General features: G+C 66.9%; 11 protein-coding genes and 1 tRNA gene. 4 read left to right on the forward strand and 8 right to left on the reverse strand.

What is annotated here, in order from left to right; genetic code table 11:
• Positions 1 to 49: 49 nt before the first annotated feature.
• Positions 50 to 1,303, reverse strand: coding sequence for a PRC-barrel domain-containing protein (locus J5M86_RS01165; protein ID WP_208965074.1), 1,254 nt, complete (start codon positions 1,301 to 1,303; stop codon positions 50 to 52).
• A gap of 538 nt (positions 1,304 to 1,841) precedes the next feature.
• Here J5M86_RS01165 and J5M86_RS01170 point away from each other — a divergent pair.
• On the forward strand, positions 1,842 to 2,045 hold the full coding sequence (locus J5M86_RS01170) for a cold-shock protein (RefSeq protein ID WP_188059885.1): 204 nt from the start codon (positions 1,842 to 1,844) through the stop codon (positions 2,043 to 2,045).
• Between the two features lie 94 nt (positions 2,046 to 2,139).
• On the opposite strand, the gene J5M86_RS01175 is transcribed toward J5M86_RS01170, so the two are convergent.
• Both J5M86_RS01175 and J5M86_RS01180 read right to left on the reverse strand, forming a co-directional pair.
• Entirely contained in the window at positions 2,140 to 4,050 is a 1,911-nt protein-coding gene (locus J5M86_RS01175; RefSeq protein ID WP_188059884.1) for a penicillin-binding transpeptidase domain-containing protein, read from the reverse strand.
• Positions 4,051 to 4,072: 22 nt separating this feature from the next.
• Positions 4,073 to 5,665, reverse strand: coding sequence for an LCP family protein (locus J5M86_RS01180; RefSeq protein WP_188059883.1), 1,593 nt, complete (start codon positions 5,663 to 5,665; stop codon positions 4,073 to 4,075).
• A 236-nt stretch (positions 5,666 to 5,901) separates the two neighbouring features.
• Between J5M86_RS01180 and J5M86_RS01185 the strand changes: the two genes are divergently transcribed.
• Positions 5,902 to 5,993 (forward strand) — tRNA-Ser (locus tag J5M86_RS01185).
• 63 nt (positions 5,994 to 6,056) lie between these two features.
• On the opposite strand, the gene J5M86_RS01190 is transcribed toward J5M86_RS01185, so the two are convergent.
• The 4 genes from J5M86_RS01190 to J5M86_RS01205 all read right to left on the reverse strand — a co-directional run bounded on the left by J5M86_RS01190 (position 6,057) and on the right by J5M86_RS01205 (position 10,581).
• Positions 6,057 to 6,521 (reverse strand): GtrA family protein, encoded by a 465-nt coding sequence (locus J5M86_RS01190; protein ID WP_188059882.1) that lies wholly within the window; start codon positions 6,519 to 6,521, stop codon positions 6,057 to 6,059.
• Positions 6,514 to 8,043, reverse strand: coding sequence for a cell wall metabolism sensor histidine kinase WalK (locus tag J5M86_RS01195; protein ID WP_188059881.1), 1,530 nt, complete (start codon positions 8,041 to 8,043; stop codon positions 6,514 to 6,516). The genes J5M86_RS01190 and J5M86_RS01195 overlap by 8 nt, the downstream gene beginning before the upstream one ends.
• An 11-nt stretch (positions 8,044 to 8,054) precedes the next feature.
• On the reverse strand, positions 8,055 to 8,783 hold the full coding sequence (locus tag J5M86_RS01200; protein ID WP_304952495.1) for a response regulator transcription factor: 729 nt from the start codon (positions 8,781 to 8,783) through the stop codon (positions 8,055 to 8,057).
• Between the two features lie 70 nt (positions 8,784 to 8,853).
• On the reverse strand, positions 8,854 to 10,581 hold the full coding sequence (locus tag J5M86_RS01205) for a glycerol-3-phosphate dehydrogenase/oxidase (protein WP_188059879.1): 1,728 nt from the start codon (positions 10,579 to 10,581) through the stop codon (positions 8,854 to 8,856).
• A 211-nt stretch (positions 10,582 to 10,792) separates the two neighbouring features.
• Between J5M86_RS01205 and J5M86_RS01210 the strand changes: the two genes are divergently transcribed.
• Complete coding sequence (locus J5M86_RS01210) at positions 10,793 to 11,566, forward strand: MIP/aquaporin family protein (protein WP_244328410.1); 774 nt, start codon at positions 10,793 to 10,795, stop codon at positions 11,564 to 11,566.
• A 92-nt stretch (positions 11,567 to 11,658) separates the two neighbouring features.
• Positions 11,659 to 13,209 (forward strand): glycerol kinase GlpK, encoded by a 1,551-nt coding sequence (gene glpK, locus J5M86_RS01215; protein WP_188059878.1) that lies wholly within the window; start codon positions 11,659 to 11,661, stop codon positions 13,207 to 13,209.
• A gap of 106 nt (positions 13,210 to 13,315) precedes the next feature.
• On the opposite strand, the gene J5M86_RS01220 is transcribed toward glpK, so the two are convergent.
• Positions 13,316 to 14,116, reverse strand: a complete 801-nt coding sequence (locus tag J5M86_RS01220) for an ABC transporter ATP-binding protein (protein ID WP_188059877.1) — start codon at positions 14,114 to 14,116, stop codon at positions 13,316 to 13,318.
• Positions 14,117 to 14,131 lie beyond the last annotated feature (15 nt).

The following is a 14,131-nucleotide window of genomic DNA, read 5'->3' on the forward strand; positions in this document are numbered from 1 at the left end:
CCGGTCAGCAGGTGAGACCTGCCGGCCGGGGACGCTTGCTGTGAAGAGGTCAGTCGGCGTCGTGATAGCCGGCGTTGTAGGCCGCCTGCTCGTCGAAGAACCACACGTCCGGCTCACGCTCGCCGTCGCGCTCCTCGCCTCCGCGGAACGACATGGTGTCGTGCCACGCGCGGATCGGGTGTCCCATCGGCTGCGCGTTGTCGACAATCGGAGCCGCCGACCCGATGCCGTAACCGCCGTCGCGCACCTCGTCGAACTCGCTCACTCGGCGCCCGGCTGAGTCACCCATCGCCGGGCCGTCGGCCGCGAAGTCCTCGCCGGCGTCCGAACGATCGTTGTCCCAACCCCCGCCCGCGCCTGCTTCGCCACCAGCAAACCCTTGCCCGGCTTCGTGATCGCCACTCAGGCCGCGGTCGTGGTCTGACCCAAAGTCCTGCTCGCCGGCGAACACGCGGTCGCCGTCACCAGAGATGCCGCGTTCGTCGGTCTCGACCGCCGCAACACTCTCCACGTGCACCGGCGTCTCGCCACCGCGTGAGCCGAACGACGATGCGTCGGTCGAATCGTCGTAGGTGCCGCAGCTCTCACCAGCGGCGTCGTTCGACCGCTCGCCAAAGGTCTGACCGGGAGTGCCCTCGTGCCGCTCCTGGGTGACCAAGGTGTCGTCGTACTCCGACGGTGTTGCGTCGATGTCGCGGTCACGTGGTCCGTCTGCGTGATCGCTGCCGGCGTAGGCAGCACCGGCTGCGCCCACGCCCGCTACGCCCACACCGTCGCCCCGGATCTCGCCCGGAGCCGAACCCTCTTGCACCACATAGGTGTCCGACTCGACGTCCTCGCGATCGCCGGACGCTGCATGCCGGCCGCGCAGGTCGTCATCGGAGCGGTCGTCCGCATCGGAACGACGCTCACCGGCGTCCCCGCCCGACCATCCGTGGCGGCGGTAGTACGCGTGCAGCTCACCTTCCTCGTCGCGGGAGATGTGCTGGTCGGCATCCACCCGCGGGGCGTCCTTGATGACGTCCTTGCTGTAGGGGACGCGCAGCTGGTCGGCCTCCAGGTCGACGTCGTGCAACGGCACCAGCGCCTCGCGCATGCCGAACAGGCCGGTCTTGACCTCCACCCAGGAAGGGCGCCCAGTCTTGTCGTCGATGTAGACCTGCTCCACCGAGCCCACCTTGTCGCCGTCGCTGTCGTAGACGGTGGCATCGGCGAGACGAGCGAGTACGTGATTGCTCACCGACGGCTGCGGCCCGTCCTGACGGGGAGCCGAGTTTCCTTGTACCTCATCGTGATTCGTCACTGCGATCTCCTCGTTCGGTGCCTCGTGGGCAACTTTGTGCTGGCTCGCGAGTTGGACGACCGTGGGTGCGCACCACACGCAAGAACAACGTTCGTCGATCGTGACACAGCGCAGGTGTCTCTTGAGTGGCTGCGAAGTGACCGATCGACGGACTGCAGCGACATCCCACCGCTACGGGTGGGGCTGTTGCCGAGGCCGTCACCAGTTCGGTCGTTCGACCAGGAGCAAGGGCCGCCGGGCCGCCTGAGAACGCCCCGAGAGCCCGCTGTTCGCAACGCGTTTGCACTGTGTTCACCGGTGACTTCGAAAACCGGTGCGGCAGCCGTGACTTGACCAAATCTTGAACATCTGGGTGCGGCCATCGGACTCTTCAGTATCTGTCGTGCGTGCTACGGTCATGACGTTGCAGTTGCAGTTCCTCGCAGGAAGAAGTGCCCGCCGACGTGCGGGCGCTTTCATGTAGGGGGCGGTTTCGGCAACACCAATCCCGCCGGCTTGGCGGGCTTGAAACCGCATCACAGATTGAGAGTTACCCCGCATGGCACAAGGAACCGTCAAGTGGTTCAACGCCGAAAAGGGCTTCGGCTTCATTGCGCAGGACGGCGGCGGTCCGGACGTTTTCGTCCACTACTCCGCTATCCAGAGCAACGGCTACCGCAGCCTCGAAGAGGCGCAGCGCGTTGAGTTCGAGATCACCCAGGGTGACAAGGGCCCGCAGGCGACCAACGTCGTCCCGGTCTGAGTTCCCTCAGCATGGTGATCGCAAGAACCATCTGAGACTTTCACCAGCAACACGGCCCCGGCACTGCCGGGGCCTTGTTGTGTAGATGGCCAGATCAGCTGCGCGCGAGCGTCGACAGGAAGTCGCGAGCCACCGGAGCGGCCACGGTGCCCCCGCTCTTGCCGGTGGGGATGTCGGCCACCAGCACCGCGAACGCGACGTCACCCTGCCAGCCGGCCAGCCACGCGTTCGCGCCCCGCTTGCCCCCTTCGGCGAACTCCGCGGTGCCGGTCTTGGCGTAGACCTCACCGCCGGGGATGCCGTCGACCAGGGTGGCCGTGCCGCCGGTCACCGTCTGCCGCATCATCTGCTTCAGCGAGTTGACCAGCGAGGCATCGAGTGGCTTGGGCGTGCGATCACCGCCGGGGTTCGGATTCGTCACCAGCACCGGTGGGACGAAGCTGCCGCGGGCGACCGCCGCGGCCATCGACGCCAGCGAGAGCGGCGAGGTCTGGATGCGTCCCTGCCCTATCGACATCGCCGCGGTGTCAGTGGCGCCGTTGGAGGCAGGTACGTTGCCTGAGTAGGCACCGTCGAAGCCGACGTTCTTGCCCCAGTCACCGCCGATGCCGAACGCGGCTGCGGCCTGCTGTTGATCTGTCGGCGAGAAGTTTTTGGTGGCAGTGACAAAAGAGGTGTTGCACGAGTGGGCGAAGTCGTCCCGGAAAGTCGGATCGCCCAGGCTCTCGCCCTCGAAGTTGCCGAAGGTGAGCCCGTCGATCTTTGTCTCCTTGGGGCACGGCACCTTCGTATCGGGGTTGAGCCCCTTCATCATCAGCTGGTAGGCCGTGGCGATCTTCATCGTCGACCCGGGGGAGTACCGGCCGGTGATCGCGCGCTCCAGCCCGTACGTCGGTGCGTTCGCAGCGGCGATGACGTTGCCGGTGCGGACGTCGATCGCGACGACGGCAGCGACCGATCCGTCGGGCAGCGTACCGAGTGCCCGCTCCGCGGCAGTCTGCGCCTTGGCATCGAGCGAGGTGGTCACGTCGGTGCCATTCTTCGCGCCGGCGCCGAAGAGCACCGTGCCCGGCTGCGACTTCGCGGTGATTTGCACGCCGCCCTTGGGCTGCAGCACCGAGTCGTACTGCCGTTGTAGGCCGCCGGTGCCCGCGCGCATTCCTTCGCGGTAGCGACTGGGATCCTTCTTGATCATCTCGGCCGTCACCGGACCGACGCCGCCCAGCAGTGGCTGACCCCACGTCTTGGTGGGTGCGAGTGGCTGCTTGCGCTCGTTGATGATGACACCCGCCGTGCCTCGCAGCCCTGCTTCTCGCGAGCTGAAGTCGTCCTCGCGATAGGTCACCACACTGATCGTCGCCTGCGACCTGGACGCCTTCGCGGCGATCACCTTCGCCCGCAGCCCACCCACGCCGGTCGCGCGTTCGAGTGCAGCGGCCGACTGCGGGGTGGCCTTCGTGGGGTCGAGCAGGACGTCGTACACGGTCTGGTTGCTCATGATCGCGGCACCGTCACGGCCCTTGATCTCGCCGCGCAGACCACCGTCGAGCTTCACCACGAACGAATCGTTCGCCTGCAGCTTGGGGTGCCACAGCGACCGGTCAGTCACCCGAACGCCCCAGGAGTCGCCGGTCTTCTCCAGCGCGATCGGGTCGAGCCAGGTGAAGGTCTGCCCGCCCGGAATCGTCCATGCCACGTTGACATCGGCGGTAGCTGTGTTGCCCGAGCGCTTCACGTTCGCGATCGAGGTGCGGATATTGCCGTTGCCCAACTGCGCGGTCGTCGTCCGGAAGTTGGCGGCAGCGGCGGCCGGTTCGGTGCCGACGTACCTCGCCTTCTCCGGGGTGCGATTGGCCCAGGCGCGGGCGAAGGTGGTCGCGGCGTCACGGGCTGCGGTGTCGGCTGCGGAGTTCTTCGAGTGGTCGTTCCAGAGCATGTAGCCGCCCGCCCCGGCGGCCACCAGCAACCCGGCGGAGGTCGTTGCGAGAACGGTGCGTGCGCTCATGGTGCCTTCCCGGGCCGCCCGGTCAGCAGTGGGCGGCGGTGTCGGTGACGGGGTCGATGCTGGTGGTGGTCGACGATGGCGCGGTGGTCGGAGTGGAGGTCTTGCTCGGCGTCGCCGTCGAGGTCGTGGCAGTGCCGCCCGGCTTGGGTGCCTTCGGGTTGTGCGGACGGTTGATCGCGCTCTGCACGATCGAACGGATCTTGGCGAAGTCAGGTCTCACGTGGCTGACCGAGTCGGTGACATTGGCGGTCAGCAGATTGCCCTTCTTCATGGTGTTGACCAGCGTCGCGAAGGCCGGCAGATCGTCCTGCGGGATGTCGATCTGGATGTTCTTCTCGGCCACCTTCATCACGTCGGTGAACTTCGTGACCATCTTGAACGGATCGGCCTGATCGACCAAGGCGTTGACCATGCAGCGCTGACGACGCATGCGGTCGTCGTCGGTGCTGGCCACGCGGCTACGGGAGTACCAGAGGGCCAGGCGTCCGTCGAGTTTCTGGTAGCCGGGCTTGATGTAACCGGTGATGCTGCCCGGACGTACGGTGCCCCACGAGGTGAGTGAGCCACCGATCGGGATGCCCGGCTCGGGTCCGGGGACGTTGATGTAGACCCCGCCCATCGCGTCAACCAACTGCTGGAAGCCGGAGAGATCGACGACAGTCGTGTAGTCGATGTGCAGCCCGGTGATCTCGCTGATCACCTCACGGGTGGTGTCGAGGCCGGGGTTGGCTTCGTCCTTGGGGAAGAGATCGCGGTGCACGCTGTCGGCCTCGACCCAGACGGCGTCCATCAGGCATTCCTGACCGTTGCCGCGTTCGGGGCAGTGGAAGCCGTTGGGGTAGACCTTGTGCAACGGGTTGTTGGCCGGGAAGGGCACGCGCTGCAGGTTGCGCGGAATCGAGATCAGCGTGGAATCGCCGGTCTTGGTGTTGACGCTGACGACCATCATTGAGTCGGTGCGCACGTTGATGCGGCCCTTGCCGGCGTCCGAACCGAGCAGCAGGACGTTGACCCGCGGGACGTTCTTCCACGGGTCGGATCCGCCGGAGGGCCCGCGGGCTTCGCCACCACGACCGGCGTAGCGGTCGGTAAAGATCTTGTTGAAGGCGTTCTGGGTGACGACGACGTAACGCGCTGCCTGCGCGGCGGGCAGGGCGACGATCAGCACCATCGCCGCGGTGAAGGCGCGGTGCACCCAGCGCATGCGCGGGCTCCAGCGCCGGCCGCTGGTCTCCTTGGCCGTGAGCAGGATGCCCCCGACCCACAGCAGCGCGCCCACGATGAAGAGCACGAGCAAGGAGAGCAGACCGCGCTTGGTGGCGAAGCGGGCGGCGCCGGTGACGATGCCGCCGTTCATCACCATGAACAGCAACACGATCAGAGTGGCCGCGGAGGCGAGTGCGAGCGTGATGCCCAGCCAACGGCGGCGAGTGGGGATGAGGCCGATACCCGGCCAGAGGGTGGAGAGTCCGGTGAGGGTGAGCGCGCGGCGTAGTTGTTGGGCGCGCAGCTGGCGAACCTCGTGCCGGGTCACTTCGCGGCCTCCCCGCGTGGCGTCCGAAGACTCCTCGGGTGTCGCGGCGTCGTCGGACAGACTCTCGTCCTTGGTCGCCATGACTTACCTCTAACGCCGAGCGTGATGGCCTCGTGAGCCACCACTGATGAAGTGGACGACGTTGTCTCGCCGTCCACGGTCCGTCCAACTGGACGACGAGCAACGTACTGCGGTTGGTTCCCCCTGCACCCCATTTTGCAGGTACTCGCGGCTGCGATGTAGCCTTGCGGGGCTTGTGGTCCATGGTGCTACGTGAATGCTCAATCGGCAAAGTCGCGTCAAAGGCCACGGGTGGAGGAGGCGTCGCCTAGTCAGGTCTATGGCGCCCGCCTGCTAAGCGGGTTTGGGGTTTATAGCCCCATCGAGGGTTCAAATCCCTCCGCCTCCGCCGCGATCCTCGAGGGTCGGTGCCATCGCACCGGCCCTCGAATCATTTGGTGCCTGGGCGATTTCAGTCGTTCATCGCACCGCTGTCCGGCTGGAACCACCGCCGCAAGAGGACGAAGCGGACGACCGTGGCGGCGACGTTGGCCGAACCGACGGTGAGTGTGGCGACCCACGTGCTGGCGTCTGGATCGAATCGGTGCAGTGCCCAGAGCGCGCCGGCCGTGGCCGCCCAGGTGATCAGCAGCAGCACCAGGCTGCGTAATTGCACCGCCCAGGCCCTCTCGCGTGCGCCACCGAAGGTGAACCGCCGATTCGCCGCGGTGTTGAGCACGGTGCAGACCACGAGTGCGAGCAGATTGGCCACCTGATCGCTCATCGCGTGCCTGAAGCCGGCGAACAGCACCAAATGCAACAGCGTGCTGCCGACGCCGATCACCCCGAATCGCACCAGCTGGCCGGTGATCCCGGCGCGCGGTGACTGCTCGGCGTCCGGGCGTTCGAGCAGCGCCGTGCTGGTTGGCTCACTCATCGCCGACTACCGGGGGCTGCTTGGGCAACCGGATCGTGAACACCGTGTCTCCCGGCTGTGAGCGCGCGGTCACCTGCCCGCCGTGTGAACCCACGACCGCCTGGACGATCGACAAGCCGAGCCCGGTGGAGCCCTCGGTGCGGGTGCGGGCGCTGTCGCCGCGGATGAAGCGCTCGAACAGGTGCGGCATCAACGCGGCATCGATGCCCGGGCCGTTGTCGGCCACTGTCACCTCGACGTGGTCGTCGACCTCGCGCACACCGGCGGTGATCGTCGTCCCGGCGGGGGTGTGGCGTCGAGCGTTGGCCAGGAGGTTCAGCAACACCTGCCGCAGTCGGGCTTCGTCTCCGGTCACCTCCACCGCCTCCTCGGGCAGGTCGAGGTTCCACTGGTGATCGCGCGCCGAGGCATGCACGTCGCTGGTGGTCTCGATGAGCAGCATCGACAGGTCGACGGTCTGCCGGTCGAGCGGCCGTCCGGAGTCGAGCCGGGCCAGGAGCAGCAGGTCTTCGACCAGCGCGGTCATGCGATCGGCCTCGGACTCGATGCGTCCCAAGGCATGGGTGACACCCGCGGGCACTGGCTCGCGTTCCTTGCGCGACAGTTCGGCGTAGCCACGGATGGAGGCCAGCGGCGTCCGCAACTCGTGGGAGGCGTCCGCGACGAACTGCCGGACGCGCGTCTCGCTGGCCTGGCGGGCCGTCAGAGCAGCGCCCATGTGGTCGAGCAAGTTGTTGAGCGCGTGGCCCACCTGACCCACCTCGGTGTGCGGGTCGGTGTCCTGCTCGGCGACTCGATCGGCGATGTCAACCTCACCGCGGGAAAGCTGCAGCTGCGAGACCTTGGTGGCCGTGCCGGCGACGCGACGCAAGGGCTCGAGATTGCGTCGGATGAGCAGGGTCGATGCCAGACCGACGATGAGCACACCGAGCCCGCTGAGCAGCGCGACCGATAGTGCGGTCTTGGCGACGTTGTCGCGCACCGGATTCAGCGGCAGCCCGATCACGGTGTCCCAGGTCTGCACCTGCTCACCGCGGGTGCCGATCACCCGCACCTTCTGGTCGTGGCGCACCGCGACCAGGCGGTAGTCGCCCACGCCGTCGATGTGCAGCGTCGTGGGCTTCGTGCCCAGCCCAGCAGACAGCAGTTGGTTGATCTGCGTCGAGGTCAACGAGGCGCGACCCTTGGGCGAGATCACCCACGCATGTTCGGACGACTCGCCGGTCTCGGGGTTGTAGGACGACACCGGTGTCGAACTACCGGCGGCGACGTCGAGTTGCAGGCCGGATGTGCCCGCGACGCTGCCTTGAGGACCGCCGGGGCCGGGCCCGCCGTCGTCGGTGTCACCGGCCAGCGAACGGGCCGAGGTGGAGAGTTGGTTGTCGACCTGGTTCATCAGGGTGCGGTTGAGCTGCCAGACGGTCAGCACGCCGACAGCCGCTGAGACCAGGAAGAAGAGGGCGAGGACGGAGGTGACCAGTTTGGTGCGCAGCGTCCAACGCGAGGGGGAGAGCGGAGCCATCGGGGCGGGGTCTACTTGGCCGGCTTGAGCACGTACCCGGCGCCGCGCATCGTGTGGATCATCGGGTCGCGGCCGGCGTCGATCTTCTTGCGCAGGTAGGAGATGTAGAGCTCCACGACGTTCGCCTGACCGCCGAAGTCGTAGTGCCACACCCGGTCGAGGATCTGCGCCTTGCTCAGCACCCGCTTCGGGTTGCGCATCATGAAGCGCAGGAGTTCGAATTCCGTTGCGGTCAAAGTGATCTCGGTGCCGTCGCGGACCACCTCGTGGCTGTCCTCGTCCAGCGTCAGATCGCCCACGCGCAGCAGCGAGGAGTTGTCCTCGACGAACTGGGTGGAGCGCCGGATGAGGGCGCGGACGCGTGCCACCACCTCTTCGAGCGAGAAGGGCTTGGTCACGTAGTCGTCGCCACCCGCGGTCAGCCCGGCCACTCGGTCTTCGACGGCGTCCTTGGCGGTCAGGAAGAGCACCGGCAGCGTCGGGTCGGTGTCGCGCATCCGGCGCAGCACTTCCAGGCCGTCGAAGTCGGGCAGCATCATGTCGAGCACGACGGCGTCCGGCTCGAACTCCTTGGCGGTGCGTACAGCACTGGAGCCCGTGGCGGCCGTCTTGATCTCCCAGCCCTCGTAGCGCAGCGCCATGCTGAGCAGCTCGGTGAGGTTCGACTCGTCGTCGACGACGAGCACGCGGACGGGGGAGCCGTCGAGGCGGGTGAGGGCAGGCGCGTTGGTCATGGGCATGAGTCTGCTGCCCACAGCTAGCTCAAAGCTAGGTCAATCCTGTGTGGATTCTGTGTGCGGCAGTCGGCCCTCAGCGCGTGGCGAGCACCCGGCGAAGTCCGGGACGAGTCTCGGGCGCGGCGTTGCGGCGGGCGTCCGATTCCTCGTCGGTGTCCATCTCCTGGCTCTCGCGCTCGGCCTGCACCCGCTCGACGTAGGCCCTGACCTCGAGTTCCTTCTTGGCCTCGTCCCAACCGAGCACCGGCGCGATGATGTCGGCGGCTTCCTGGGCGGCCTCGGTGCCGCGGTGCTTGGTCTCGATCGACATGCGCGTGCGCCGGGTGAGCACGTCGGCCAGGTGGAGGGCGCCTTCGTGCGTCACGGCGTACTTGATCTCTGCGCGCAGGTAGGCCTCGGCCGCTTCGACCGGTTCGAGCAGCGACGGGTCTTCGTCGCCGAGTGCGAGCACCTCGTGCAGCTTGGAGCCGTAGCGGCCCAGCAGGTGCTCGATGCGCCACTCGGGCAACCCGGTCTCCGTGGCGAGCTCGCCCTTGAGGTTGAGCATCGCCTGGTAGCCGTCGGCGCCCACGAGCGGGACGTTCTCGGTGACCGAATCCTTGATCTGGCCGATGTCCTCGGCGGCGGCGTCGATGGCGTCCTTGGCCATCACGCGGTAGGTCGTGTACTTACCGCCGGCGATCGAGATGAGGCCGGGCTCGGGGCGCGCCACCGCGTGCTCGCGCGACAACTGGCTGGTCGACTCGCTCTCACCAGCCAACAGCGGACGCAGGCCGGCGTAGACGCCGAGGATGTCGTCCTTGGTGAGCGGTGTGGCCAGCACCGTGTTGACGTGTTCGAGGATGTACTCGATGTCGGTCTTGGTGGCGGCCGGGTGAGCGACGTCGTAGGTCCAGTCGGTGTCGGTGGTGCCGATGATCCACTGCTGGCCCCACGGGATGACGAAGAGCACCGACTTCTCGGTGCGCAGGATGAGGCCCACCTCGCCGGCGATGCGGTCGCGGGGCACCAGGATGTGCACGCCCTTGCTGGCGCGCACCTGGAAACGCCCGCGTCCGCCACTCATCTTCTGCACGTCGTCGGTCCAGACGCCGGTGGCGTTGATGACGACCTTCGCGCGCACCATCTGGCGCTCGTCGGTGTCGACATCGCGCACGATGGCGCCGACGACGCGGTCGGCTTCCTTGACGATCTCGACGACCTCGGTGCTGTTACGCACCACCGCGCCGTAGTGGGCGGCGGTGCGGGCGACGGTCATGGTGTGGCGGGCGTCGTCGGCCTGGGCGTCGAAGTAGCGCACCGCACCCACGAGCGCGTCGGACTTCAGGCCCGGGAAGAGCTTGAGGGCGCCGCCGCGGGTGAGGTGCTTCTGGCGGGGCACCGAACGGGCGCCACCCATCTGGTCGTACATCGTGAGGCCGGCTGCGACATAAGGACGCTCCCAGCCGCGGTGCGACAACGGGTAGAGGAAGCCGACCGGGTGCACCAGGTGCGGCGCGATGCGGGTGAGCATCAGCTCGCGTTCCTTGAGGGCCTCGGCCACCAGGCTGAAGTTGAGCTGCTCGAGGTAACGCAGGCCGCCGTGGAAGAGCTTGCTGCTGCGCGAGGACGTGCCGCTGGCGAAGTCGCGTGCTTCGACCAGGCCGGTGCGCAGGCCGCGGGTGGCGGCGTCGAGTGCGGCGCCGGCTCCGGTCACGCCGGCGCCGACCACCAGCACGTCCAATTCGCGCTCACCGAGTTCCTTCCACGCCTGTGCGTGCTCCTCGGGTCCGAGTTTCGCGCTGAACGGCTGCATGACCATGACGGCTCTCCCTGCTGATCGTTGTGCCACGTCTGGGCTCACTCTATGCCGGAGTGGGCGACCGAAGTCCAACACTACACCTGTAGAAATTGGATTCGATCTCGACTTGGACAATCCCTATCCGCACTAGATGAAAATTTGATAGAACATACGCACGTCATGACGTGATTGAGTCTTCGATCTGCGTCCTCATGGGAGGAGGGGTTCAACGGTGAACCTCCTTGTTACAGCGGCTGCGACACCCGAGGTGGGCTTGGGTGCCGTTTTTGTCAGCGAAGTAATTGGCACGGCCATCCTGCTGTTGCTGGGTGCCGGAGTCGTGGCCAACGTGGCACTGCCGAAGAACAACGGCACCGACGGTGGCTTCCTGATGGTCAACTTCGGCTGGGGCCTCGCGGTCTTCGCCGGCGTGTACGCGGCCTACAAGTCGGGCGCGCACCTCAACCCCGCCGTCACGATCGGCCTGCTGACCCAGAGCCTGGGTGAGGACGGCGTCACCTACGCCAAGGGCGTCGACATCACCGCAGCATCAACGATGGTCTACCTGATCGCCGAACTGCTCGGAGCCTTCATCGGTGCCGTGCTGGCTTGGGCGGCCTACAAGAAGCAGTTCGACGAGCGCGGCGACGCCGGCTCGCTGGGTGTCTTCTCCACCGGCCCGCAGATCCGCTCCAACGCCTGGAACCTCGTCACCGAGGCCCTCGGCACCTTCGTCCTGGTCTTCATCATCATGACCTTCGGCAAGTCGCCCGCAAGTCTTGGCCCGTTGGCCGTGGCCCTGCTGGTGGTCGGTATCGGTGCGTCCCTCGGTGGTCCGACCGGCTACGCCATCAACCCTGCTCGTGACCTCGGCCCGCGCATCGCGCACGCGATCCTGCCGATCAAGAACAAGGACGACAGCAACTGGAGCTACGCCTGGATTCCGGTCGTCGGCCCACTCCTGGGTGCGGTCGCGGCGGGTCTGCTCGCCATCGTCTACATCTGATCGCCGACGCGGTCCGCGCCCTTCCGGACGCGGGCCGCGTTTGCATCCACCGCTTTTCCCGCACGTTTCTTCTTGGCTAAGGAGCCGCAGCAGTGAGCAAGTACATCGCTTCGATCGACCAGGGCACCACCAGCACCCGCTGCATGATCTTCGACCACGACGGCAAGGTCGTCTCGGTCGCGCAGATGGAGCACGAGCAGATCTTCCCCAAGGCCGGATGGGTTGAGCACAACCCGGCAGAGGTCTGGGAGAACACCCGCAAGGTGTGCGCCGAGGCGCTCGCCAAGGCCGACATCTCCCGCGGCGACGTCGCCGCCGTCGGCATCACCAACCAGCGCGAGACCGCGGTGGTCTGGGACAAGAACACCGGTGAGGCCGTCTACAACGCCATCGTCTGGCAGGACACCCGCACCGACAAGATCGTCGACGAGCTCGGTGGCTCGGAGGGCGCTGACAAGTACAAGGCGAAGGTTGGCCTGCCGCTGGCCACCTACTTCTCCGGCCCCAAGGTGAAGTGGATCCTCGACAACGTCGACGGCGCTCGCGAGAAGGCCGAGAACGGTGACCTGCTGTTCGGCAACATGGACACCTGGGTGCTGTGGAACATGACCGGTGGCCCGGAGGGCGGCGTGCACGTCACCGATGTCACCAACGCCTCGCGCACCATGCTGATGGACCTCGACACCCTGCAGTGGGACGAGGGCATCGCGGGGGACATGACGATCCCGATGTCGATGCTGCCGGAGATCAAGAGCTCCTCGGAGGTCTACGGCGAAGGCCGCGAGAAGGGCTCCTTCCCCGGCGTCCCGATCGCCGGCATCCTCGGCGACCAGCAGGCCGCCACCTTCGGCCAGGTCTGTTTCGAGCCCGGCACCGCCAAGAACACCTACGGCACCGGCAACTTCATGCTGCTCAACACCGGCGAGGAGAAGGTTATGAGCAAGAACGGTCTGCTCACCACCGTCTGCTACAAGATCGGCGACAACAAGCCGGTCTACGCGCTCGAGGGCTCGGTGGCCGTCACCGGTTCGCTGGTGCAGTGGCTGCGCGACAACCTCAACCTCATCTCGTCCGCACCCGAGGTCGAAGACCTCGCCAAGGGTGTCGAGGACAACGGTGACGTCTACATCGTCCCGGCCTTCTCGGGTCTCTTCGCGCCGCACTGGCGCTCCGACGCGCGCGGCGCCATCGTCGGCCTCACCCGCTTCGCGAACAAGGGCCACATCGCCCGCGCCGCGCTCGAGGCCGTCGCCTTCCAGAGCCGCGAGGTCATGGACGCGATGAACGCCGACTCCGGTGTCGACCTGACCGAGCTCAAGGTCGACGGCGGCATGGTGGTCAACGAGACCCTCATGCAGTTCCAGGCCGACATCCTCGGCGTGCCGGTGATCCGTCCGGTGATCAACGAGACCACCGCGCTCGGTGCCGCCTACGCCGCCGGTCTGGCCGTCGGCTTCTGGAAGGACGAGGACGAACTGCGTAAGCAGTGGGCCGAGGACAAGCGCTGGGAGCCGGAGATGGAGGACGCCGACCGCAAGCGCCTCTACGCCAAGTGGAACAAGGCTGTGCAGCGCACCCTCGACTGGGCCAAGGAGGACGAGGCTCCCGAGGACGCCGTCTCGGAGGCTGACGTCCAGCAGTAAGGCCTCAGGCCAAGTCCCACAAACCGGACGCAAATCGCACCTTTTCGGAGCAAAAGTGAGCGATTTGCGTCCGGTTTGTGCTGTCGGCGGTGCGCAGGAGGTCCGGTCAGGCGGCCGGGATGCGGTGGTGACGACCGATCGGCACGACCAAGGGAGTGCCGGTCACCGGATCGGGCAGCACGGTCGCGGTCATGCCGAAGATCTCTTTCACCGACGCCGTCGTGATCACCTTGGCGGGGCTGCCCTCGGCGAGCACCGCGCCGCCCTTCATCGCCACCAGGTGGTCGGCGTACCGGGCTGCGAGGTTGAGATCGTGCAGCACCATCGCCACGGTGGTGCCGCGTTCGCGGTTGAGGTCGGTCACCAGGTCGAGCACGTCGACGGCGTGGGCGAGGTCGAGGAAGCTGGTGGGCTCGTCCAGCAGCAGGATGTCGGTGTGTTGCGCGACCACCATCGCGATCCAGACCCGCTGGCGCTGACCGCCGGAGAGTTCTTCCACCGGGCGCTCGGCCAGGGCGACGGTGTCGGTGGCCTCCATCGCCTCGGCGACGATGCGGTCGTCCTCGCGCGTTCGGGGTCGGAACGCACTTTGGTGCGGGTGGCGTCCCATGCCGATCAGCTCAGCCACCGACATCCCGCTCGGTGCGACCGGGTGCTGGGGCAGTAGGGCGATGTGGCGGGCCACCTGCTTGGGCGGCATGCGGTGCAGGTCGTCGCCGCCCAGCAGCACGCGTCCTTCAGTGGGCGCCAGCACCCGCGACAGCCCGCGCAGCAGCGTCGATTTGCCGCAGCCGTTCGCGCCCACGATCGCGGTGACCTTACCGGTCGGCAGTTCGAGGTCGAGTTCTTCCACGACGCGGTGTTTGTCGTAGGAGAGTCCGAGACGCTCGGCGCGCAGGCTGGTCATGGTCGGTCCTTTCGT

The sequence above is a fragment of the Yimella sp. cx-51 genome (assembly GCF_017654605.1).
Lineage (GTDB): Bacteria > Actinomycetota > Actinomycetes > Actinomycetales > Dermatophilaceae > Yimella.

Excerpts from the sequence above, each read along its gene's own strand:
- J5M86_RS01200 (WP_304952495.1), bottom strand. The coding sequence starts at position 8,783 with ATGCCCATGACCAACGCGCCTGCCCTCACCCGCCTCGACGGCTCCCCC.
- J5M86_RS01180 (WP_188059883.1), bottom strand. The coding sequence starts at position 5,665 with ATGGCGACCAAGGACGAGAGTCTGTCCGACGACGCCGCGACACCCGAG.
- J5M86_RS01205 (WP_188059879.1), bottom strand. The coding sequence starts at position 10,581 with ATGGTCATGCAGCCGTTCAGCGCGAAACTCGGACCCGAGGAGCACGCA.
- J5M86_RS01195 (WP_188059881.1), bottom strand. The coding sequence starts at position 8,043 with ATGGCTCCGCTCTCCCCCTCGCGTTGGACGCTGCGCACCAAACTGGTC.
- J5M86_RS01170 (WP_188059885.1), top strand. The coding sequence starts at position 1,842 with ATGGCACAAGGAACCGTCAAGTGGTTCAACGCCGAAAAGGGCTTCGGC.
- J5M86_RS01220 (WP_188059877.1), bottom strand. The coding sequence starts at position 14,116 with ATGACCAGCCTGCGCGCCGAGCGTCTCGGACTCTCCTACGACAAACAC.
- J5M86_RS01190 (WP_188059882.1), bottom strand. The coding sequence starts at position 6,521 with ATGAGTGAGCCAACCAGCACGGCGCTGCTCGAACGCCCGGACGCCGAG.
- J5M86_RS01175 (WP_188059884.1), bottom strand. The coding sequence starts at position 4,050 with ATGAGCGCACGCACCGTTCTCGCAACGACCTCCGCCGGGTTGCTGGTG.